19 protein-coding genes are annotated in these 22,815 nt (G+C 44.3%); 17 read left to right on the plus strand and 2 right to left on the minus strand.

The genetic code is table 11. The features are described 5' to 3' along the window. Positions 1-33: 33 nt before the first annotated feature. Complete coding sequence (locus H7968_RS13440) at positions 34-1,344, plus strand: DRTGG domain-containing protein (protein WP_227396638.1); 1,311 nt, start codon at positions 34-36, stop codon at positions 1,342-1,344. 21 nt (positions 1,345-1,365) lie between these two features. On the opposite strand, the gene H7968_RS13445 is transcribed toward H7968_RS13440, so the two are convergent. Beyond that, a complete protein-coding gene (locus H7968_RS13445) occupies positions 1,366-1,698 on the minus strand; it encodes a YtpI family protein (RefSeq protein ID WP_227396639.1) in 333 nt (110 codons plus the stop codon). Positions 1,699-1,782: 84 nt separating this feature from the next. On the opposite strand from H7968_RS13445, the gene H7968_RS13450 reads away from it, so the two are divergent. From H7968_RS13450 to H7968_RS13490, 9 genes are all read left to right on the plus strand, one after another. Next, positions 1,783-2,715 (plus strand): DHH family phosphoesterase, encoded by a 933-nt coding sequence (locus tag H7968_RS13450; protein WP_227396640.1) that lies wholly within the window; start codon positions 1,783-1,785, stop codon positions 2,713-2,715. A 16-nt stretch (positions 2,716-2,731) separates the two neighbouring features. Then, positions 2,732-6,043: a DNA polymerase III subunit alpha gene (dnaE, locus tag H7968_RS13455; RefSeq protein ID WP_227396641.1), complete on the plus strand. Its 3,312-nt coding sequence runs from the start codon at positions 2,732-2,734 to the stop codon at positions 6,041-6,043. Between the two features lie 200 nt (positions 6,044-6,243). Next, a complete protein-coding gene (locus H7968_RS13460) occupies positions 6,244-7,482 on the plus strand; it encodes an NAD(P)-dependent malic enzyme (RefSeq protein ID WP_227396642.1) in 1,239 nt (412 codons plus the stop codon). A 40-nt stretch (positions 7,483-7,522) separates the two neighbouring features. After that, entirely contained in the window at positions 7,523-8,125 is a 603-nt protein-coding gene (locus tag H7968_RS13465; protein WP_406566417.1) for a FadR/GntR family transcriptional regulator, read from the plus strand. A 24-nt stretch (positions 8,126-8,149) separates the two neighbouring features. After that, positions 8,150-9,010: an acetyl-CoA carboxylase, carboxyltransferase subunit beta gene (accD, locus tag H7968_RS13470; RefSeq protein ID WP_227396644.1), complete on the plus strand. Its 861-nt coding sequence runs from the start codon at positions 8,150-8,152 to the stop codon at positions 9,008-9,010. After that, positions 9,004-9,969 (plus strand): acetyl-CoA carboxylase carboxyl transferase subunit alpha, encoded by a 966-nt coding sequence (gene accA / locus H7968_RS13475; protein WP_227396645.1) that lies wholly within the window; start codon positions 9,004-9,006, stop codon positions 9,967-9,969. The genes accD and accA overlap by 7 nt, the downstream gene beginning before the upstream one ends. Before the next feature lie 342 nt (positions 9,970-10,311). Then, positions 10,312-11,271: a 6-phosphofructokinase gene (gene pfkA / locus H7968_RS13480; RefSeq protein ID WP_134376834.1), complete on the plus strand. Its 960-nt coding sequence runs from the start codon at positions 10,312-10,314 to the stop codon at positions 11,269-11,271. Between the two features lie 30 nt (positions 11,272-11,301). Beyond that, entirely contained in the window at positions 11,302-13,062 is a 1,761-nt protein-coding gene (pyk, locus tag H7968_RS13485) for a pyruvate kinase (RefSeq protein WP_227396646.1), read from the plus strand. A gap of 375 nt (positions 13,063-13,437) precedes the next feature. Further along, positions 13,438-13,821, plus strand: coding sequence for an FxsA family protein (locus tag H7968_RS13490; RefSeq protein ID WP_227396647.1), 384 nt, complete (start codon positions 13,438-13,440; stop codon positions 13,819-13,821). 23 nt (positions 13,822-13,844) lie between these two features. Here H7968_RS13490 and H7968_RS13495 read toward each other — a convergent pair whose 3' ends face one another. Next, complete coding sequence (locus tag H7968_RS13495; protein ID WP_227396648.1) at positions 13,845-14,936, minus strand: AI-2E family transporter; 1,092 nt, start codon at positions 14,934-14,936, stop codon at positions 13,845-13,847. Positions 14,937-15,004: 68 nt separating this feature from the next. On the opposite strand from H7968_RS13495, the gene H7968_RS13500 reads away from it, so the two are divergent. The 7 genes from H7968_RS13500 to pnpS all read left to right on the plus strand — a co-directional run bounded on the left by H7968_RS13500 (position 15,005) and on the right by pnpS (position 22,791). Continuing rightward, complete coding sequence (locus H7968_RS13500; RefSeq protein WP_134376830.1) at positions 15,005-15,472, plus strand: DUF441 domain-containing protein; 468 nt, start codon at positions 15,005-15,007, stop codon at positions 15,470-15,472. Positions 15,473-15,763: 291 nt separating this feature from the next. Next, a complete protein-coding gene (gene citZ / locus H7968_RS13505; RefSeq protein ID WP_227396649.1) occupies positions 15,764-16,882 on the plus strand; it encodes a citrate synthase in 1,119 nt (372 codons plus the stop codon). 237 nt (positions 16,883-17,119) lie between these two features. Beyond that, a complete protein-coding gene (gene icd, locus H7968_RS13510) occupies positions 17,120-18,388 on the plus strand; it encodes an NADP-dependent isocitrate dehydrogenase (protein WP_134376828.1) in 1,269 nt (422 codons plus the stop codon). Positions 18,389-18,466: 78 nt separating this feature from the next. Beyond that, a complete protein-coding gene (gene mdh / locus H7968_RS13515; RefSeq protein WP_227396650.1) occupies positions 18,467-19,414 on the plus strand; it encodes a malate dehydrogenase in 948 nt (315 codons plus the stop codon). A gap of 209 nt (positions 19,415-19,623) precedes the next feature. Next, positions 19,624-20,100 (plus strand): MaoC/PaaZ C-terminal domain-containing protein, encoded by a 477-nt coding sequence (locus H7968_RS13520; RefSeq protein ID WP_227396651.1) that lies wholly within the window; start codon positions 19,624-19,626, stop codon positions 20,098-20,100. Between the two features lie 211 nt (positions 20,101-20,311). After that, on the plus strand, positions 20,312-21,022 hold the full coding sequence (locus H7968_RS13525) for a response regulator transcription factor (protein ID WP_227396652.1): 711 nt from the start codon (positions 20,312-20,314) through the stop codon (positions 21,020-21,022). Between the two features lie 2 nt (positions 21,023-21,024). Further along, positions 21,025-22,791, plus strand: a complete 1,767-nt coding sequence (pnpS, locus tag H7968_RS13530; RefSeq protein WP_227396819.1) for a two-component system histidine kinase PnpS — start codon at positions 21,025-21,027, stop codon at positions 22,789-22,791. The last annotated feature ends 24 nt before the right edge of the window (positions 22,792-22,815 follow it).

The following is a 22,815-nucleotide window of genomic DNA, read 5'->3' on the forward strand; positions in this document are numbered from 1 at the left end:
CAAATGACCGTATGGAAAGAGAGGACGAAGCCCGTGGCAACTAAACATGAACAAATCCTGCTTCATATTCATTCGCTTCCTGTTGGGAACAAAATATCCGTCAGACAGATTGCGAAAGATATGACCGTCAGCGAGGGTACAGCATACCGGGCCATCAAAGAGGCTGAAAACAAAGGGCTCGTCAGTACGATTGAGCGAGTCGGGACAATCCGGATTGAAAAAAAAGAACGTGAAAATATTGAACGCCTTACTTATGCCGAAGTCGTGAATATTGTAGATGGGCATGTGGTAGGGGGAAGAACCGGACTACATAAAACATTAAATAAATTCGTAATCGGCGCCATGAAGCTTGAAGCGATGATGCGCTATACGGAAGCCGGGAACCTGCTGATTGTCGGAAACCGAACGAAGGCGCATGAATATGCCCTGAATGCAGGTGCGGCGGTCCTCATCACCGGGGGATTTGATGCGGAAGAATCCATTAAAAAGCTTGCAGATGAGCTTGAGCTTCCGGTTATTTCAACGAGCTATGATACGTTTACCGTTGCGGCCATGATCAACCGTGCGATCTATGATCAGCTGATAAAAAAGGAAATTGTCCTTGTCGGCGACATTTTGATTCCTGTAGAAAAATCCTATTACCTGACATCCAAGTCAACGGTGAAGCAATGGGGAGAGCTTAACGGCGAAACAAAACACAGCCGGTTTCCAGTCGTTGATCCGAATACGATGAAAGTACTTGGCATGGTGACATCAAAAGATATTTTAGGACGTAAAAAGGATGAACCGATTGACAAAGTGATGACCCGTCATCCATTGACTGTCAGTATGAAGACGAGTGTTGCTTCAGCTGCTCATGTGATGATCTGGGAAGGAATTGAACTGCTGCCGGTTGTTAATGAGACCAATCAGCTTCAGGGTGTGATCAGCAGGCAGGATGTACTGAAGGCGATGCAGATGATTCAGCGGCAGCCTCAAATTGGTGAAACGATCGATGATTTGATTTTAAAAGAAGTGAAGATTGAAAAGAATGAACAAAAGAGACAAACCTTCCAGGTCACGCCTCAGATGACGAATCATTTAGGCGCCATTTCATATGGTGTATTTACGACACTTGTAACAGAAGCGGCTAACCAGCTATTAAAAGAGTATAAGCGCAGTGATCTTGTTGTTGAAAACATGACAATTTACTTTATTAAGCCGGTACAGATGGAGAGCATGATTGAAATTGTACCAAGACTGCTCGATGTTGGGCGCAAATTCGGGAAGGTGGACGTGGAGGTTTTCAGTGAAGGAAACCTTGTAGGAAAAGCCATGATGATGTGTCAGCTTCTTGAAAAGTAAAAAACCGGCGTTCAGCCGGTTTTACTTTTTCTCAAACTCAGCCCAGTCTTTTTCCTCCTGGGCTAAAAGAGGCGTATAATGTTTATAGGCTTTAAATCGTGCTACGGCACTCGTAAATCCGATAATCATAAATAACAGTGCAATAATGTAAGTAAAGATCAGATCAGAAGCCAGTTCGAAATTAAAAAGAAACAATGTATTTAATCCGACTAATCCCATTCCAACCCCTAGAGCCATACCAGCTCTGCTTTTATGCCACATTTTTTCAACGGGGCGAGGGGTGCGGATCTGTTTGGTTTTAAAATAAAGATAGGCAACAGCTGACATAATAATCAGGAAAACAAAAATAGGCATTCAAATTCCTCCATCAATAAACTACTTTTTATTGTAGCGGGAGTGAACAATAAATTCCACTGTTGGATGTAAAGGAGCATATCAATGAAACAGGATATTATTCATTTGATTAAAGAATATGAAACGATTATTTTACACCGTCACGTCCGTCCGGACCCTGATGCATACGGGTCACAGGCGGGTCTTGCAGCCATGATCCGTACGACTTTCCCGGAAAAAAACGTTTATCTTGCAGGACAGCCTGAACCGACGCTTCAGTTTCTGGCAGAGCTTGATGATATTCAGGATGAAACGTTTGAAGGGGCGCTTATCATCGTCTGTGACACGGCGAATACAGAACGAATTGATGACCAGCGTTATCTGAAAGGCGCAAAAGTAATTAAAATTGATCACCATCCGAATGAGGATCCATACGGCGACCTGCTGTGGGTTGATACGTCGGCGAGCTCGGCCAGTGAAATGATATACGAATTGTACTTATCAGCTGATGGTGAACTGAAAATGAGTGATGAAGCTGCCCGTCTGATTTATGGGGGAATTGTAGGGGATACCGGCCGTTTTCTTTTCCCGAGTGCGACTCAGAAAACATTTGATTATGCAGGAGAGTTAATTAAATACAATTTTGACCGGACAGCTCTTTACAATGCTCTTTACGAAATGGACGCGCACGTTCTAAAGCTTCAGGGTTATGTGCTGCAAAACTTTGAGATGTCACCGGATGGCGCTGCCTATTTAAAGTTAACAAAAGAAAAGCTGTCGGAATTCGGTGCGCTGCCTTCTGAAGCATCCTTACTTGTCAGTACGTTAGGCAGTGTTAAAGGGATTAAAGCTTGGGTGTTTTTCATCGAGGAAGAAAAAGAGATTCGCGTTCGCCTGCGTTCGAAAGAGCCAATCGTTAACGAGCTGGCAAAGGAATATAACGGCGGTGGACATCCGCTTGCAGCAGGTGCATCCATTACGGACTGGTCAGATGCTGATGTGATTATTGAGAAACTGGAATCACTTTGCCGCAACTAAAAAGAGGTGAGGAACGTTGTCGTTTATTCATTTACAAGTATTAAGCTCATATAGTCTTCTCAGCAGCACAATCAGGATTCCAGATCTGATTGAACGGGTGAAGGAACAAAAAATGTCCTCAGTCGCACTGACGGATCATAATGCAATGTATGGCATGGTTCCCTTTTATAAAGCTTGTAAAGCAGAAGGGATTAAACCGATTGCAGGATTGACAGCAGATATCCACACAGAGGATGATCAAACATTCCCTCTTGTGTTACTTGCTGAAAATCAGCAGGGTTTTCGGAATTTGATCAAAATCTCAAGTGCCATTCAGACTGCATCTGAAAAGGGACTTCCGATAAAATGGCTCAAATCCTACCACCGGGGGCTGATCGCATTAACACCGGGGGAACAAGGGGAAATTGAACATGATCTTGAAGCTGGCGATCTGGAACGGGCAATGGAAAAAGCTGCTTTGTACAAGGAGATATTTGGTGCAGATAACTTTTTCCTCAGTCTCCAGGCCCAGTCTTCAGCTGAAACGAAAATGAAAATGGCGGAAATTGCTGAAAAGGCCGGGGTCTCATTAGCCGCAGCAGCAGAAGCTCGCTGTCTGTCAGGTCAAGAGAACACGTCATTAGAAGCACTGTTTGCACTGCGGGACGGTTTGCTGCTGGATGACGTTTCAATCCGTTCAGATTTTACATTACGTTCAGCAGATCAGGCAGTCAGAGAACTAGGGGACTATCCTGAAGCGCTCGAGCAGACGCTCAAAATAGCAGAAAGATGTCACTTTGAAATTGATTTGGAAGGTTCACACTTACCTGTTTATCCATTGCCTGATGATGTGCCATCTGGAGAAGTACTGTCTCATTTATGTAAAACCGGCCTCGAAAAAAGAGTGCCCGGTTTTTCTGATATTTACCTGAAAAGACTGGAATATGAACTTCAAACGATTGAACGGATGGGGTTTAATGATTACTTTCTGATCGTCTGGGACTTTATGAAGTTTGCAAGGGAAAATGATATTTTAACAGGTCCCGGGCGGGGGTCTGCTGCAGGTTCACTTGTTGCATACACCCTTTACATTACTCATGTTGATCCGATCGAACACGGTTTATTATTTGAGAGATTTTTAAATCCTGAACGGGTGACGCTGCCGGATATTGATATCGATTTTCCGGACCATCGACGGGATGAGGTGATTCTGTACACCGCAGAGAAATACGGAATTAAACACGTTGCGCAGATTGTCACGTTTGGAACGCTGTCAGCAAAGGCAGCAGCCCGGGATACAGCAAGGGTGTTCGGGATGTCAACGGGGGAGATGGAGGTTATATCCAGGTCAATCCCATCAAGACTTGGTATCAGGCTAGAACAGGCATTTGCTGAATCGGAGCAGCTTCAGAGATTCGTAAATCAGTCTGAACGGTACCGGAAGTGGTTTGAAACCGCCAAAAACCTCGAAGGGCTTCCGCGCCATACGTCTACGCACGCTGCCGGGGTCATCATCAGCGGTTTGCCACTTGCTGACATCGTACCGCTCCAAAAGGGAACGGATTATGCCCACCTGACACAATGGCCAATGGGGGTATTAGAGGAAATCGGTTTGCTGAAAATGGACTTTCTTGGACTTAGAAACCTGACCATTCTTGAACGTGTCATTCAGTCTGTTAAAAAGTCAAAGCCTGGTTTCGCACTTGATCGTATTCCGTTTGATGATCAAAAAACCTTTGAACTGCTTGGAAAAGGCTGGGCAAGCGGCGTCTTTCAATTTGAAACAGAGGCGATGCAGAAGGTACTGACAGCACTAAAGCCAACAGAATTCGAAGATCTTGTGGCAGTTAATGCACTGAATCGTCCAGGGCCAATGGAGTTTATTCCTCAATATATCCGGAGGAAGTACAGGCAGGAAAAGACGGTCTACCTGCACGAGGATTTGATCCCGATTTTAAAACCTACGTTTGGCATTATCGTTTATCAGGAACAGATCATGCGGATTGCAGCTGTTTTTGCAGGATTCTCTCTTGGTCAGGCAGATATGCTCAGAAGGGCCGTCAGCAAAAAGAAAAAAGAAGATCTTGACCGTGAACGAAGCCGTTTTGTTAATGGGGCTGTGAAAAAAGGTTATACAGCTGAAGTGGCTCATGAGCTGTATGATCTGATTGTCCGGTTCGCTGATTACGGATTTAACCGGAGTCATGCAGTGGCATACAGTATTATCGCTTATCATCTTGCTTACCTGAAAGCCAATTATCCTGCTGAATTTATGGCAGCCCTGATGACATCCTCGACAGGTAACGAGGATAAACTTGCTGTCTATATCCGTGAGTCCAGACGTCTGTCCATATCGATTCAGCAGCCTTCTGTCAACCAGAGCATGAGGTATTTTAAGTGTACCGGTAACAGTATTTTATTCAGCCTGACGGCGATTAAAGGAATCAGTTCCGCGGCCGCCGCTGAAATCATTGAAACTCGGAGGGAAAAACCGTTTATTGATCTCTTCGATTTTTGTGCAAGAATGCCGGCTAAATGGATCAACAGAAAATTTCTGGAGTCGCTTGTGCTGTCAGGTGCATTTGATGAATTTAAAAAGGATCGATCCGTCTTACTTGCTACCATTGATGTAGCGGTTGAGCACTCCTCGCTGATCCGGTCTGACGGAGACAGCCTGTTTGAGGATCTGGATATCCGGCCGAAGCATATCCAGGCGTCTCCCATGCCTGCTATCGAAAAGCTCGCATTTGAAAAAGAAGTACTCGGTATTTATTTATCAGCGCATCCTCTTTCAGCGTATAAGGATGACTTGAAGAAAATAAATGCAACAGCCATTTCTGAATTGAAAGCCGGACAAAAGATGGTAACGGTCGGTGTCCTTGTGTCGTCTGTCAGAGTCATCCGTACAAAAAAGGGTGAAAATATGTGCTTTGCTTCGCTCGGAGATGAGACAGGAGAAATTGATTCAGTTGCGTTTCCAGAAACGTTCAGAAAACATTCAGCAGTTTTGCAAAAAGGTCAGCTCCTCGTAGTGAAAGGAAAGGTCGAAGATCGCGATGGCAAACCGCAGCTGATTTTACAGCAGGCACTTCCTGCCGATCAGTTTAAGGAGATCGCAGAGCAGAAGACCGTTTTTCTGCGAATTCCTGCCGGTGCTGACCGTGAGCAGATCAAGCTTGAAATTCTTGCACTCAGCAGAAGATATAAAGGAAATCAGAAAGCTGTCATATTTGAAGAAGAAACAGGGGAAAAAACAATTCTTCATGGCAAAAATGGAATAAGCGCGGACGAAGAAAGTATAGCTGAGTTTAAAAAGTTACTCGGCAGCCGCCATGTTGTCATTCAATGAATTGCATTACGTTCTCTATATTTGATATAGTTAGATAGAGTTTTATGTGGTCTGACCAATTGTAAAATACAGGGCAGATAAACGATTAATCGTTTTTATCATCATTATTATTCTTTGTTAAAGCCATTGCTGCTGGTCTCTATATGATCTACATTCAGCACAATTCCATTTAGCACAGCAAAATTTAGGAGTGAAAACCGTTGTCTTTAAGAGATGAAGCACTGCATATGCACAGAATTAACCAGGGAAAACTGGAATCAAAATCTAAAGTACTCGTACGGAATGCCGAAGAATTAAGTCTGGCTTATTCACCGGGGGTAGCAGAGCCCTGCAAAGAAATTTATGACAAGCCTGAAACAGTTTACGATTATACGATGAAGGGCAATATGGTAGCCGTTGTTTCTGATGGTACAGCTGTGCTTGGCCTTGGAAACATTGGCCCTGAAGCTTCTCTTCCTGTAATGGAGGGGAAAGCGGTTTTATTTAAAAGTTTTGCAGGTGTTGATGCATTTCCAATCTGCCTGAATACGACAGAGATTGATAAAATCGTTGAAACGGTCAAATTGATGGAGCCTACGTTCGGGGGAGTAAACCTGGAGGATATTGCAGCACCACGCTGCTTTGAAATCGAGGAGCGCCTGAAAAAAGAAACGAATATCCCGATTTTTCATGATGATCAGCACGGAACAGCGATTGTGACTGTTGCCGGTCTTGTCAATGCACTGAAAATTACAGGAAGAGATTTTTCTTCGATCAAGGTCGTAATGAACGGAGCAGGTGCAGCGGGTATTGCCATTATTAAACTTTTATACAGTTACGGTGTTCGAGATATTATCATGTGTGACTCAAAAGGTGCCATCTATGAAGGACGCCCATACGGAATGAATGAGGTCAAACATAATGTGGCGAAAATTACGAACCGTGAGAAGCTTGACGGTTCACTTGGTGACGTTATTAAAGGTGCAGATGTCTTTATCGGGGTATCTGTCGCAGGAGCACTGACAGAGGAAATGGTGTCAGAAATGAATGATGATGCCATTTTGTTTGCGATGGCTAATCCTGTCCCTGAAATCATGCCTGCCTTGGCCAAGTCTGCGGGAGCACGTGTAGTCGGTACCGGCCGCTCTGACTTTCCGAATCAGGTAAACAATGTACTCGCCTTCCCGGGGATTTTCCGCGGGGCATTAGATGTGCGTGCTACACATATTAATGAAAAAATGAAAATTGCAGCCGTCGAAGCAATTGCTTCCCTAATTTCAGAAGAACAGCTGAATGAGGATTACGTGATTCCTGCACCGTTTGATCCGCGTGTTGCACCTGCTGTAGCGGCAAGTGTAGCCAAAGCGGCGATGGAAACGGGTGTTGCGCGGATCAAAGTCGACCCGGAAGAGATCCGTGAAAAGACGGCGCGTCTTTCGTTAATTGGAAAGAGTGAGTGAGAATAGCTTGAACCAGTCAAAACCACAAAAAAAAGTATTTATCTCTGTTGTTCATCAGCTTAAGAGCATCATCCAGCATGACCGGTTGATGGCTGGGGACAGAATTCCTTCAGAGCGGGAATTGTCTGACCGTCTCAATGTCGGCCGGTCATCAGTAAGAGAAGCCTTGCGGGCACTCGAACTGCTCGGTCTCATTGAAACCCGCCATGGAGAAGGGACGTTCCTGAGAGATTTTCGTGATCATCACCTGGTAGACCTCCTTGGCATGTTCATTCTCCAAAGTGGACGTGCCGAAGGAGATGTCGCTGAGGTGAAAAGGTGGATTGAAGAGCAAAGTCTTCATACGCTTCATCAGTTTTCCGATGAAAAAATAAGCCGTTTATTCGAACAGATTTTCCAAAAATATGAACAAGGATTCATTCAGCATGCTTCCCAGCTTAAAGCTGAGCTGGTCAACGGAGCAGGCAATCAGCTTGCATTCAAAATCTGGCTGGTGCTCAATGATTTTTATCAGCTTCAGGTTGATTCTGAAAAGCTGAAAGCCGAAGATCTTAAATACTTACAAACTTGTCTAACGTCAGGTACGCCTGAAGAAGCGCTTAGCCTGTTATGCAGCCTGGTTAAAAAACCGACTGCCCTTTAAATCCAGATTGGGGAGGATGCTACGTTGCTGAAAGATATTTTTGCCAAAAAGAAAAAGTATGCGACAATTCCATCTGAAAACGCCAAAAACGACGTGCCGGAAGGAATTCTGACGAAATGTCCAAAATGTAAAAAGATTGTCTATACAAAAGAGATTCATAAAAACCTTAAAGTATGTCCGGGTTGCGGCTACCATCATCCGATGAACGCCCAGGAGCGCATTGGCAGTCTGGCAGACGAAGGTTCATTTAAAGAAATCAATCGTGAATTGACTTCCGGAAATCCACTTTCGTTTCCTGATTATGAGGAAAAGGTTGAAAAAGACCGTGTGAAGACGGGATTAAATGAAGCGGTTGTGACAGGTTCCTGCACAATTGAAGGCCATAAGGCAGTACTGACCATCATGGATTCAAACTTCCGTATGGGAAGTATGGGTTCTGTAGTAGGCGAAAAAATTGCCGCAGCTGTCAAACTGGCAGAACAGCAGCAGGTTCCATTTATCATTTTTACCGCAAGTGGCGGAGCCAGAATGCAGGAAGGCGTTTTGTCCCTGATGCAGATGGCAAAAACGAGTACGGCGCTTAAAAAATTCAGTGATGCCGGCGGATTGATTATCTCTGTTATGACGCATCCAACAACGGGTGGCGTGTCGGCAAGTTTTGCTTCACTTGGAGATTACAACTTTGCTGAACCGGGCGCACTGATCGGCTTTGCCGGAAGACGAGTGATCGAGCAGACAGTACGTGAAAAGCTGCCGGATGATTTCCAGACGTCTGAATTTCTGCTCGAGCATGGACAGCTTGATCGTGTGATCCCGAGAAACGATATGAAACCGCAGCTGACAACGATTTTATCACTGCATGAACGGGGGGCTGGAGCGTGGTGAATGAACTTGAATTTGAAAAGCCGCTGGTACAGCTGAAGGAAAAGATCAATGAACTGAAAGCATTCACAGCAGACTCAGACGTTGATTTATCCTCAGAAATTGAGCGTCTTGAAGAACGCCTGGCGAAGTTGGAGGAAGATATTTATTCATCCATCAAGCCATGGGACCGTGTTCAAATTGCACGTCATCCGGAGCGTCCATCAACTCTCGATTACATAGAGGTTCTGTTCGATCAGTTTATGGAAATGCATGGAGACCGTTTATATGGTGATGACCGGGCGATTGTAGGCGGAATTGCTTACTATAAAGGAAAGCCTGTAACCGTAATCGGACACCAGCGTGGTAAAGACACAAAAGAAAATATACTTCGTAACTTCGGTATGCCGCACCCTGAAGGTTACCGGAAAGCACTTCGTCTGATGAAGCAGGCTGAAAAGTTCGGACGCCCGATCATCTGCTTTATTGACACGAAAGGTGCTTACCCTGGAAAAGCGGCTGAAGAGCGTGGTCAGAGTGAAGCGATCGCAAGAAACCTATTCGAAATGGCAGGATTGACCGTACCGGTTGTCTGTATCGTCATTGGTGAAGGTGGAAGCGGCGGTGCACTGGCACTTGGAATCGGTAATCACGTCCACATGCTTGAAAACTCCACTTATTCAGTGATTTCACCTGAAGGAGCGGCCTCTATTCTCTGGAAGGATTCATCCCTTGCAAAGCAGGCGGCAGAATCAATGAAGATTACAGCACCTGACCTGAAAGAAATGGGTATCATAGACGAAATCATTCCTGAAGTGAAGGGCGGGGCTCATAAAGACGTCAAATCACAGGCGGAATATATCGATGCAGTGCTGTATCAATCCTTAAAGGAACTGACACAGATGGATGAAGAAACACTTGTGATGCACCGATACGAGAAATTTCAGGAGATCGGGAAGTTTAACGAATACTCAAATGTGTAATAGATAGAAAGCAGAAGAAACAATCCTGCAGCAGCAAGAATGTACCCGGACCTATCCCAGGAGCATACTGCTGAACACCAGGATTGTTTTTCTTTTCCTGACGTGTGACAATATTGTGACAAATACATTCGTGTAAAGCGTTTTCATTCGAATGATTATTTCGTCTTTTCTTATCCACTGGTACTAATGATTGAGAAGCCGTATGCTTCATGTTATTTTTAAGAAGATGAATTTTACTTGTACATGCAACCTGATGATTTTATGAATGAACGAGTATCGAATGTCTATTTCTTTCTGTGAAATAGTTAACATATAAACTTAATAAAGGTGGGAACATCCATAATGAAAAAAATTGGCGTGTTAACAAGCGGAGGAGACGCACCCGGTATGAATCCGGCTGTGCGTGCAGTCGTTCGTAAAGCCATCTACCATGGTCTTGAAGTATACGGCATTTATCAGGGCTATCAGGGCCTGATTTCAGGAAATATCGAAAAGCTTGAACTTGGTTCTGTAGGTGATATCATTCACAGAGGTGGAACGAAGCTGTATTCAGCACGTTGCGAAGAGTTTAAAACACCAGAAGGTCAGAAAAAAGGGATTGAACAGCTGAAGAAATTTGGCATTGAAGGCCTTGTTGTGATCGGTGGAGACGGCTCTTATATGGGTGCAAAAGCACTGACCGAGCACGGCTATCCATGTGTTGGTGTTCCGGGAACAATCGATAATGATATTCCTGGTACTGACTTCACGATCGGATTTGACACAGCTCTTAACACGGTTATTGATGCAATTGACAAAATCCGTGATACAGCAACATCCCATGAGAGAACGTTCATCATTGAAGTAATGGGGCGCAACGCAGGCGACATCGCTCTTTGGGCAGGTCTTTCAGGCGGAGCGGAAACGATTTTGATTCCTGAAGATCCTTACGATATGGAAAAGATTGCGGACCGTATTCGTAAAGGTCATGCACGTGGTAAAAAGCACAGTATTATCATCGTAGCTGAAGGCGTTATGTCCGGTGGCGATTTTGCTAATCTGTTGAAAGATAAAACATCTATTGATACGCGTGTATCCGTACTTGGACATATGCAACGCGGAGGTTCTCCAACAGCCGCAGACCGTGTACTTGCGAGCCGACTTGGTGCCCGTGCAGTTGAGCTGCTGATGGCAGGCAAGGGTGGCCGTGCGGTTGGCATACAGCGGAATGAACTCGTTGATTATGATATTATTGAAGCATTAAAAATGGAGCATAAGGCAGATTTGGATCTGTACCGTTTATCTAAAGAATTATCAATTTAATCGAAACATCCTTCAGGAGGGTATAAACTAATGAGAAAAACGAAGATTGTATGTACGATTGGACCGGCAAGCGAAAGCGTAGAAAAACTGACACAGCTGATGGAAGCAGGAATGAACGTTGCCCGCTTAAATTTCTCTCACGGAGATTTTGAAGAGCACGGAGCACGCATTAAGAACATTCGCGAAGCAGCTGGAAAGCTAGGCAAAAATGTTGGAATCCTGCTTGATACAAAAGGGCCGGAAATCCGTACAAACACAATGGAAAATGGTGCGATTGAGCTTGTGGCAGGTAACGAAATCATCGTATCTATGAAGGAAGTTGTAGGAACAACAGAGAAGTTCTCCATCACTTACAGCGATCTTGTCAATGATGTAACGACAGGATCAAAAATTCTTCTTGACGATGGTTTAATTGGACTTGAAGTACTATCTGTCGACGCGGCAGCTGGTGAGATTAAGACAAAAATTCTTAATACAGGCGTGCTGAAGAACAAAAAAGGTGTAAACGTACCAGGCGTTTCAGTCAACCTTCCGGGTATCACTGAAAAGGATGCCAATGACATTCTGTTTGGCGTTGAGCAGGGCGTTGACTTTATCGCTGCTTCATTTGTCCGCAGAGCGTCTGACGTACTTGAGATCCGCGAGCTTCTTGAAAAGAATAACGCAGCAAGCATCAACATCATTCCTAAGATTGAAAACCAGGAAGGTGTCGATAACATCGACGAAATCCTTGAAGTTTCTGACGGATTAATGGTTGCACGTGGTGACCTTGGCGTTGAGATCCCTGCAGAAGAGGTTCCTCTTGTTCAAAAGCAGCTGATCCGTAAATGTAACGCAGTTGGAAAGCCGGTTATTACAGCAACTCAAATGCTTGATTCCATGCAGCGTAACCCGCGCCCGACACGTGCTGAAGCATCTGACGTGGCAAATGCGATTTTCGATGGTACAGACGCAATCATGCTTTCAGGTGAAACAGCAGCAGGAGATTATCCTGTAGAATCAGTTCAGACTATGAACAACATTGCTTCACGTGCAGAAGAAGCACTTGATTATAAAGCAATTCTTTCAAAGCGCAGCAAACGCTTTGACCGCAACATGACGGATGCAATCGGACAGGCTGTTGCTCACACAGCACTAAACCTTGATGTGAATGCCATCATTGCACCGACAGAAAGCGGACATACAGCTAAAATGATTTCCAAGTACCGTCCAGAGGCTGCAATCGTTGCTGTAACATCTGATGCAGCAGTATCACGCCGTATGGCTCTTGTATGGGGCGTATACCCTCAATTGGGACGTCAGACGTCTACAACAGACGAAATGCTTGATATGGCTGTTTCTGAAAGCTTAAACAGCGGCTGTGTTAAACATGGTGATCTTGTTGTCATCACGGCAGGTGTTCCAGTTGGTGAATCAGGTACAACAAATCTGATGAAAATCCACATTGTCGGAGATGTGCTGGCAAAAGGTCAGGGAATTGGCCGCAGATCGGGCTTTGGCCGCGTTGTAACGGCTTCAAACGCTAAAGAAGCACTTGATAAAGTAACAGAAGGATCTGTACTGGTTACGATTGGTACGGATAAAGAAATGATGCCTGCTCTTGAAAAGTGTTCTGCACTGATCGTTGAAGAAGGCGGATTAACAAGCCATGCAGCAGTTGTGGGCTTGAATCTTGGGCTGCCTGTAATCGTTGGTGTAGACAATGCACTTTCACAGTTTACAGATGGCCAGGAAGTAACGGTTGATGCAGAACGCGGCGTCGTTTATAACGGACACGCAAGCGTACTGTAATTTCTAATAACGAAGGTGGGACAGTTCAATCTGTCTCACTTTTTTTGTTTATATAATTTTTAAAAATCGTGCCAGGTCATTCCTTCGCTTTCCACGGCCGCGCGGTGAGCCAGCTAGTGCTTCGCACTACGCTGTCTCACCTTTCGCTCCTCTGCCGTAGGAGTCTACGGAATGACCTGGCACTTGTTATGGTGAACCATTTTAAATGATAAATTTAAGCGTTAAATGACCACCACGATGAAATAATATATTTTAAATGTCAACACTTCACAAAAGTGAGACCTTTGATCGTGTAGCATTTGGAACAGATTTTTTCAGTGTCCAGTCAGGTTATGATACAATTGTCTTAACCTTAATAGAAGGGTGCAATGCTGAATGAAATGGCTTGTTTTACTAATCATTATAGTTCCTGCACTTGAAATTGCCCTGCTGATTACGGCTGGTAACTGGATTGGTGTCATGCCTACCGTGCTGTTAATCATTTCGACGGGTCTTGTGGGTGCTTATTTAGCGAAGTCTCAAGGGATGCAGGCATTACGGAAAGTACAGACTCAGCCTTTTACAGGGCCTCCGGGAGATGCGATCATCGACGGTCTTTGTATATTAGTCGGAGGGGTTGTGCTCTTAACACCGGGTTTCATAACAGATGCAATCGGTTTTTTATTACTGATTCCAGCTACAAGAAAATGGTTTAAACCGCTGATTTATAAATGGATTAAAAGAAAAATGAGTAATGGCAGTATGATTATTCACCGGTAGATAAAAGAGGGAGAACAACTGAATCAGGTTGTTTTACCCTCTTTTTTTATGTAATCAATGATCTTTGGAAAAATGCCCGTTTTGATCGAAACGGCTGCAGCAATCAATAATCCCGGTGCCCAGAGCACCCCCTGCCAGCCCCCTGCTTTGACAGACAGGTAAAGGATAAGAAAGGCGGCAAAAGGGTGGATGCCAAGCCGCTGACCAATGATCTTCGGTTCGATCAGCTGTTTGACAATAAAAATGATCATATAGACTGCCATGGCCCCTGCTGCCATGCCGGCTTGTCCAGTCAGCAGGCAATAAATGATAACAGGAGCAAATAAGAGCAGGGATCCCGCTATCGGAATGAGATCTGATAATGCGGCAATGAAAGCGAGAAGCAGTGGATGCTCAACATGTAAAATGATAAATCCAATCAGGCAGAGCATAAATGTAACAAGCGACAGTATCAGCTGTGCACCGACATATCCGGCTGTTTCACGGTAAAGCTGATGAGCGGTTGTGTTAAACATTTGGATGATCTTTTTTTGGTTAGCTCCGGACAAAAATCGAATAAAGAGAGCAGGATCGTTTGTCAGAAAGTAAGCCGTAAAGAACATGACAATACATGTGAACGCTAAAGAAGGGAGCGAAACAGCCAGTACAGACCCTTCGTTTAGCACAAAGGAACCAGCCTGAATGGACAGCTGCTCAATCATCGGGAAACTTTTATGTTTTATGTAATCTCTTGCTTCTACCGGTAAAAGTCTGAACCAGCCGGAGAGCTGTTCAGAAAAAGGGAAGTCTCCAGAATATAGTCTGATGTGAAGGTCGTATATACGCTCTGGCAGGTTTGTAATCAGTGACTGTGTCTCATTGATTAAAAAGTAGCAGATAAAGAAAATGATCGTTCCTGTAAACGTGACAAACGAAATGATACTCAGAAGAATACAAAGAGAAAATGGTATTCCTGTATAATGATTAATGCGTTTAGATGCAGGATATAAAAGAAATGAAAGCACGATTCCGAAAAACAATGGAGTCAGCCATTTAACCAGCATGTAAAGAAGGGTAAGGGTAAATAATGCAGCCAGCAACACAGCCAGTAATCTTTTAATATTGAAGAAAGTCATAGCCTCACCTGATCAACGTTTTTCTCATGATATGATGGTCAAAATAAATTATGAAAAGAGGTGGTCGAATGATCGATCAGGCACTCATCTTTTTACTGTTACTGCTCGGTATCGGATTTTTCGCTAAAAATAATTCTTTGATTATTGCAGTGCTCGTTTTGGTTATTCTAAAAATAGCCGGTCTGGATGAAAAGATATTTGGACTTATTCAGTCGAAGGGAATCAACTGGGGTGTCACCATTATTACGATCGCGGTTCTTGCCCCGATTGCCAGTGGTGCGATTGGCTTTAAGGAGTTAACGGATGCTGTGAAATCTCCATATGCATGGGTTGCGCTTGCCTCAGGAATTGCCGTTGCGCTGATCGCAAAAGGAGGAATCACCCTTCTGAGGGATGATCCGCATATTACCGTGGCACTCGTATTCGGAACGATCCTTGCCGTTGCATTGTTTCGTGGAATCGCTGTTGGGCCGCTGATTGGAGCGGGGATCGCGTACAGTGCGATGAAGGTGTTTGAGTGGCTGGGAAAATGGTGAAATACGGTGGAATGAAGACTGCACGGGCAGGTTCATTCCACAAATTTTTCAGTCAGAGTAAAATTAATACCAGTAAATTAATGCGTTTTCATTCACAAAGTTCAGATTATTGATTATAATGTGTTATGTAAGCGCATCCTTTGTGACAATATGTTGAAATAAGTTTTTTCCTGTCACGGAACTGAGCAGCCGCTCGGCGCACCTGATGCGCAGGAATGTGCGTAAACTCTTCTGTATCGTGCTTATTCAGCCCGGAGCAGAAATTAATTATACGAAAAAGGAGAGATTTTGATGACAGCAACCCGGGGATTAGAAGGTGTCGTTGCGACAACCTCATCCATTAGTTCAATTATCGATGACACGCTTACATATGTCGGCTATAACATTGATGACCTCACAGACAACGCAAGCTTTGAAGAGGTTATTTACTTACTGTGGCATCTTCGACTGCCAAAAGAAGACGAGTTAAAGGAATTAAAGCAGCAGCTTGCTGAAAATATGTCTTTACCTGAGGAAGTGATTGCTCAGCTTAAAGCCATGCCAGTAAATAGCGTACACCCGATGGCGGCAGTACGTACGGCTGTTTCTGCCCTTGGTCTTTATGATGAAGAGGCAGATGTGATGGAGGAAGGCGCTAACTATCGGAAAGCAATTCGTCTTCAGGCGAAGATTTCCTCGATCGTCACTGCTTTTGCACGGATCCGTCAGGGTAAAGAGCCGGTAGCTCCGAAGGAAGAACTAAGCTATGCTGCAAACTTCCTTTACATGCTGAATGGCGAACTGCCTGAGGATATTGAAGTGGAAGCGATGAACAAAGCGCTTGTTCTTCATGCTGACCATGAACTGAATGCATCTACATTCACTGCACGCGTATGTGTGGCAACGCTTTCTGACGTATACTCAGGCGTTACTGCAGCGATCGGTGCACTTAAAGGCCCTCTTCACGGCGGTGCCAACGAGCAGGTTATGAAAATGCTGACTGAGATTGATTCAGTTGAAAATGCAGAGTCTGTCATCCGCGAAAAGCTTGAAAATAAAGAGAAAATCATGGGCTTTGGACACCGTGTGTACCGCCAGGGAGATCCGCGTGCGAAACACCTGCGTGAAATGTCGAAGAAATTGACTGAACTCCGCGGTGAATCAAAGTGGTACGAGATGTCTGTGAAAATTGAAGAAGTCGTCACTTCTGAAAAGAAGCTGCCGCCTAACGTTGATTTTTACTCAGCGTCTGTATACCACAGCTTAGGAATTGACCATGATCTGTTCACGCCAATTTTTGCAGTGAGCCGTGTATCGGGCTGGCTTGCGCATATTCTTGAGCAGTACTCAAACAACCGTCTGATCCGCCCGCGTGCAGATTATACAGGCCCTGGCATGCAGGAATATGTGCCGGTTGAAAAAAGAGGCTGATTGAAGATCGTTTACAAATCATCAATTTATTGATGTAATGAAAAGGTATGACATGCAGCGAACACAAAAATGAAGCCATTAATTAAACAATTGAGTGAAAATCCACGAAAGCGAAAAACAACGGTTCTTTAAAGAACGGTAAGGTTTTCGTCCGCAAAGAGCGGGTGGATTTTCTCTGTGCGGTTTCAGGCTGTTTTCTTTCTGCAGAGACAAAGTTAAATCTGGAGGGAATTATTCATGACACAAGGTGAAAAAATCACAGTAACGAACGGAAATCTTAACGTACCAAACCACCCGATCGTACCATTTATCGAAGGTGACGGAACGGGTCCAGATATCTGGGCATCTGCTTCACGCGTTTTAGATGCAGCAGTTGAAAAAGCGTATAACGGCGAAAAGAAAATCGTATGGAAAGAAGTACTGGCTGGAGAAAAAGCATTCAACGAAACAGGCGAATGGCTTCCACAGGCAACACTTGACGCAATCAATGAATACTTCATTGCAATTAAAGGTCCTCTTACAACACCAATTGGCGGAGGAATCCGTTCATTGAACGTGGCTCTTCGTCAGCAGCTTGACCTGTTTACATGTCTTCGTCCTGTGCGTTACTTTGAAGGCGTTCCTTCACCTGTAAAGCGCCCGGAAGATACTGATATGGTCATCTTCCGTGAAAACACAGAGGATATCTACGCCGGGATCGAGTTTGCAGAAGGCTCTGATGAAGTGAAAAAGCTGATCAACTTCCTTCAGGATGAAATGGGTGCAACAAACATCCGCTTCCCTGAAACTGCAGGTATTGGTGTGAAGCCGGTATCTAAGGAAGGTACTGAGCGTCTTGTGCGTTCAGCAATCAACTATGCACTGACTGAAAACCGTAAGTCTGTCACTCTTGTTCATAAAGGTAACATCATGAAGTTTACAGAAGGAGCGTTCAAAAAGTGGGGTTACGACCTTGCAGAGCGTGAATTCGGGGATAAAGTTTTCACATGGAACCAGTATGACAAGATTAAAGACGAGCAGGGTACAGACGCTGCTAACAAAGCACAAAGCGATGCTGAAGCTGCCGGAAAAATCATCATCAAGGATTCCATTGCGGATATCTTCCTTCAACAGATCCTTACACGTCCTGCAGAGTTCGATGTTGTTGCAACAATGAACCTAAACGGTGACTATATTTCTGATGCACTTGCTGCACAGGTTGGTGGAATCGGAATTGCTCCTGGAGCAAACATTAACTATGACACTGGACACGCTATTTTCGAAGCAACACACGGAACAGCTCCAAAATATGCAGGTCTTGATAAAGTAAACCCTTCATCTGTTATCCTTTCAGGCGTGCTTTTACTTGAGCACCTAGGATGGAGTGAAGCGGCTAATCTTGTCACTTCAGCAATGGAAAAAACAATTGCATCTAAAGTTGTTACTTATGACTTTGCCCGTCTGATGGATGGCGCAACAGAAGTTAAATGTTCTGAGTTCGGAACAGCTTTGATCGAAAATATGTAAGACACCTGAATGAGCCGTCCTGTACGGCTCATTCTCGTACATAAAAAAATCCAGAGCAGGTTCAAGGAGGAGTTTTTGATGGGCTTTACACGTAAAAAAATCTCAGTAGTAGGTGCCGGTTTTACGGGAGCAACAACAGCATTATTCCTTGCACAAAAAGAACTTGGAGATATCGTTCTGGTTGATATTCCTCAAAACGAAGGGCCTACAAAAGGCAAAGCACTTGATATGCTTGAAGCAGGTCCTGTTTTTGGCTATGACGCACATATTAAAGGAACATCGGATTATGCAGATACTGCAAACTCCGACCTTGTCATTATTACAGCCGGTCTTCCGCGTAAACCGGGTATGAGCCGCGATGATCTCGTTCAGACAAATGAAAAAATCATGAAGTCAGTAACAGCTGAAATCGTGAAACATTCACCTGAAACAATGATTCTCGTTCTATCTAATCCGGTGGATGCCATGACCTATACCGTTTTTAAAGAATCAGGTTTTCCAAAGGAACGTGTTATCGGACAATCAGGCGTTTTGGATACCGCACGTTTCAATACATTTGTGGCAGAAGAATTGAATCTTTCTGTTAAAGATATTCAGGGGTTTGTTCTCGGTGGTCATGGTGATGACATGGTGCCGCTCACCCGCTATTCAAATGCAGGAGGCGTACCGCTGGAAACACTGATTCCGAAGGACCGTCTCGATGCAATCATTGAACGCACGAGAAAAGGCGGCGGTGAGATTGTTGCCCTTCTGGGGAACGGCTCCGCCTATTACGCTCCGGCAGCAGCGCTGATGGAGATGGCAGAAGCGATTTTAAAGGACCAGAAGCGTGTTCTGCCATCCGTTGCCTACCTTGAGGGTGAATACGGCTTCGAAGGCATTTACCTTGGTGTCCCGACCGTGCTTGGAGGAAACGGTATTGAAAAAATCATCGAGCTTGAACTGACAGACGATGAAAAATCCCAGCTTCAAAAATCAGCCGACTCCGTTCGTAATGTGATGAGTGCATTATCCGGTAACGAATAGGAGTTATAAGCTTAAGCTGATCATTATACTTAAAGTGCCGGTGACATCCAAAGACTGCGGAAAGGAAGCGACAGCCGACTCAACGCGGAAAATCGAAGGATGTCACCGGCACCGTTTTAAATGAATTGTAAGCGGTTTCTTTTAACCGGAGATAAATTTTCTGAAAAATGGTACAATAAATCAACAACAGTCAAGAGGGGGAGTTATAGATGCTTCTTGGTAAAAAGAGAAAGCTCGGCAGACAAATAGAAGATATGTCGATTGGTGAGAAACTGACATTAACAGAAAAAATAGAGGATAAGGACCTTCTCCTGTTTCTTGGATTAACCAACGATTCTAATCCTTTATATATTCAGCATGATTATGCTTCGCAGACGCCATACAAAAAACCGATCGTTCCATCTATCATGCTCACCGGTTTTGTTACTTCTGCGGTTTCAAAATATATGCCTGGTCCGGGATCGCATGTGAAAGAACAGAATCTGCGTTTCCCAAAACCGCTTTATCATTATGCAACGATAGACTATACATTTGAAGTTAAATCCATTGACCGCCCGAATTACGAAGTTGAAATCGCGGTACAGGCAGTTGACGAAAGCGGAGATGTTGTATTGAAGGGTACCGTGATCGTCTGCCCGCCACATAAACTCGAACGCTTCGAGGGCTCAGCGCTGGATAACTTTTAGGATAAGATTTTGATATGAAGTGCAGGTTCATTCCGGCAGCCATGACTGTATCAACACGAATCAAAGTGTTGGTACAGTTTTTTTAATGACGATAAATACTGAATTTGCAGCTTGAAAGATTCCTTATCGCGTCCCGAAACAGTTTATACTATAATAAAGTTGGGTGAATGGATCGAAATATAGGGGTTAATTAAGTTCCTGGAGGTTTAACATGAGTAAAAGAGTCCTTGTAGTAGACGATGAACAATCAATCGTAACACTTCTAAAATATAACCTGGAGCAGTCCGGGTATGAGGTGCTGACCGCTCTCGATGGTGAGGAAGGATTCAATCAGGCGCTTGAAGGAAAGCCGGATCTGATCGTTCTTGACCTGATGCTGCCAAAGATGGATGGAATCGAGGTCTGCAAAAAGCTGCGTCAGGAGCATGTGGATATTCCAATCATCATGTTGACAGCGAAGGATGATGAGTTTGATAAGGTGCTGGGCCTGGAGCTTGGTGCAGATGATTATATGACAAAGCCTTTCAGTCCACGTGAAGTGGTTGCTCGTGTTAAAGCCATTTTAAGAAGAACGAAACATGCTGAAGTAAAGCAGCCGGAACCTGAAGAACCATCACATTCGATTGGTGAGGTAAAAGTGTATCCTGATCAGTACGAAGCGTTTTTCAGGGATGAACCGATTGAATTAACGCCAAAGGAATTTGAATTGCTGGTTTATCTGATCGAAAATAAGGGTCGCGTCCTGACAAGGGACCAACTGCTTCAGGCTGTATGGAATTATGATTTTGCCGGTGATACCCGGATTGTAGATGTTCATATCAGTCATTTGCGCGAGAAAATTGAAGAAAACACAAAGAAGCCTGTTTACATCAAAACGATTCGCGGCCTTGGCTATAAAATGGAGAAACCAAAAGAAGCGTGAAGATTTCATCCTTTCGTGGACGGCTTCTCTTTGCGCTTATCACACTCATTTTTCTTGTGCTGATCGGCCTTGGCATTCTAATCGGTGAGCTCGTAAAATCCTATTATTTAAACGCTTTGCATTCAAGGCTTGAGCGTGAGGTTGATATTGTCATTGACCAGACGGAACGGCAGTCGTCATTTGAAGAACTGAATTTATCAGATTTTAATCAGTTGAGTGATGTGCTGGATACCAGGATCTCTATTTTAGATCAGGAGGGCGTGATCATTTACGATTCTGGTATGGGGGTATCGGAAACGGTGAATCATGAAACGATCCTGGAGGAGATCAGTCAAACGTTCCCTGATCAAGAGGAGGGAATTGTTCAGTATCCTCAGAATGACCAGACCTTTTATTATGCAGGGGCAGTTGAGACGGCAGGAGAGAGCGGCTATGTGATCATGGCAACCTCTTTTAATGAACTTGGGGATGTATACAGACAAATTTGGATCATCCTTTCCATTACGCTTGGAATCGCAATGCTCATCATCATTTTCCTTGGTGCCAGAATTACAAGTCAGTATACGAAGCCGATTGAATCAGCAACCAAAGTGGCGATTGAACTCGCTAAAGGAAATTATAAAGCAAGGACTTTTGAAGACCGTGTTGATGAGACGGGCATGCTGAGCAACGCGATTAACGTTCTTGCACGCAATCTTCAGGAGATGGTCAACGATCAGGCCGTCCAGCAGGACCGGCTTCAAACTCTGATTGAAAATATGGGAAGCGGACTCATCATGATTGATAAGCAGGGGTATATTGTGCTTGTAAACCGTCCGTTTTTATCCTTCTTTCAGATGGATTTGAAGGAAATTTTAAATGAGCGTTATAAAGATGTGTTTCATGATCCGCGTGTCAGGGAAATCGCAGAAGAGGTTTTCATGACTGAGCAGCGCGTCAGAAAACAGGTCTATACCGAAAGTACGATCCCGAAAAGACATCTCGAAATCTACGGGGCTCCGATTATCGGTGAAAGAAGTGCGTGGCAGGGCATTGTGCTCGTATTCCATGATATCTCTGAGCTTAAAAAGCTCGAGCAGATGAGAAAAGACTTTGTAGCAAACGTATCGCATGAGGTTAAAACACCAATTACCTCCATAAAAGGGTTCACTGAAACCTTACTCGACGGTGCAATGAATGACCGTGACGCCCTTGATTCATTTCTGACAATCATTCTGAAAGAAAGTGATCGTCTGCAAATGCTCATTCAGGACCTGCTTGACTTATCTAAGGTCGAACAGCAGGGCTTTAAGCTATCGCTATCTGAGGTGAATCTGTCAGATCTGCTTGAAGAGGTAAAAATGGTCATCGGTCAGCGTGCGGCAGAGAAAAAGATGCACATTGTACTGGAGCTCGATCCGAAGTCTGTCATCGAGGGAGATTTTGACCGGCTGAAGCAGGTGTTTATTAACCTTCTAAACAATGCGATTACGTATTCTTACAATGAAGGCGAAATAAAAGTCAAAACGGTAAGGCGCGGTGACAGAATGCTGATTCATGTCATTGATAATGGAATTGGGATGGAAAAAGAGGAGATATCCCGTATTTTTGAACGGTTTTACAGAGTGGATAAGGCAAGAAGCAGGAACTCCGGCGGGACCGGGCTGGGACTTGCCATTGTTAAGCATATAGTAGAAGTGCATCATGGAGAAATCCAGGCAACGAGTCAGGTTGGAAAGGGGACCACCTTCACGATTGATCTGCCAGTTGAACAGGATAAATGGAATTAAACGTTCTTTACGTTAAATTTACAT

It is taken from the genome of Jeotgalibacillus aurantiacus, from assembly GCF_020595125.1.
Lineage (GTDB): Bacteria > Bacillota > Bacilli > Bacillales > Jeotgalibacillaceae > Jeotgalibacillus > Jeotgalibacillus aurantiacus.

Excerpts from the sequence above, each read along its gene's own strand:
- H7968_RS13445 (WP_227396639.1), bottom strand. The coding sequence starts at position 1,698 with ATGCCTATTTTTGTTTTCCTGATTATTATGTCAGCTGTTGCCTATCTT.
- H7968_RS13450 (WP_227396640.1), top strand. The coding sequence starts at position 1,783 with ATGAAACAGGATATTATTCATTTGATTAAAGAATATGAAACGATTATT.
- pfkA (WP_134376834.1), top strand. The coding sequence starts at position 10,312 with ATGAAAAAAATTGGCGTGTTAACAAGCGGAGGAGACGCACCCGGTATG.
- pyk (WP_227396646.1), top strand. The coding sequence starts at position 11,302 with ATGAGAAAAACGAAGATTGTATGTACGATTGGACCGGCAAGCGAAAGC.
- H7968_RS13490 (WP_227396647.1), top strand. The coding sequence starts at position 13,438 with ATGAAATGGCTTGTTTTACTAATCATTATAGTTCCTGCACTTGAAATT.
- H7968_RS13495 (WP_227396648.1), bottom strand. The coding sequence starts at position 14,936 with ATGACTTTCTTCAATATTAAAAGATTACTGGCTGTGTTGCTGGCTGCA.
- H7968_RS13500 (WP_134376830.1), top strand. The coding sequence starts at position 15,005 with ATGATCGATCAGGCACTCATCTTTTTACTGTTACTGCTCGGTATCGGA.
- citZ (WP_227396649.1), top strand. The coding sequence starts at position 15,764 with ATGACAGCAACCCGGGGATTAGAAGGTGTCGTTGCGACAACCTCATCC.
- icd (WP_134376828.1), top strand. The coding sequence starts at position 17,120 with ATGACACAAGGTGAAAAAATCACAGTAACGAACGGAAATCTTAACGTA.
- mdh (WP_227396650.1), top strand. The coding sequence starts at position 18,467 with ATGGGCTTTACACGTAAAAAAATCTCAGTAGTAGGTGCCGGTTTTACG.
- H7968_RS13520 (WP_227396651.1), top strand. The coding sequence starts at position 19,624 with ATGCTTCTTGGTAAAAAGAGAAAGCTCGGCAGACAAATAGAAGATATG.
- H7968_RS13525 (WP_227396652.1), top strand. The coding sequence starts at position 20,312 with ATGAGTAAAAGAGTCCTTGTAGTAGACGATGAACAATCAATCGTAACA.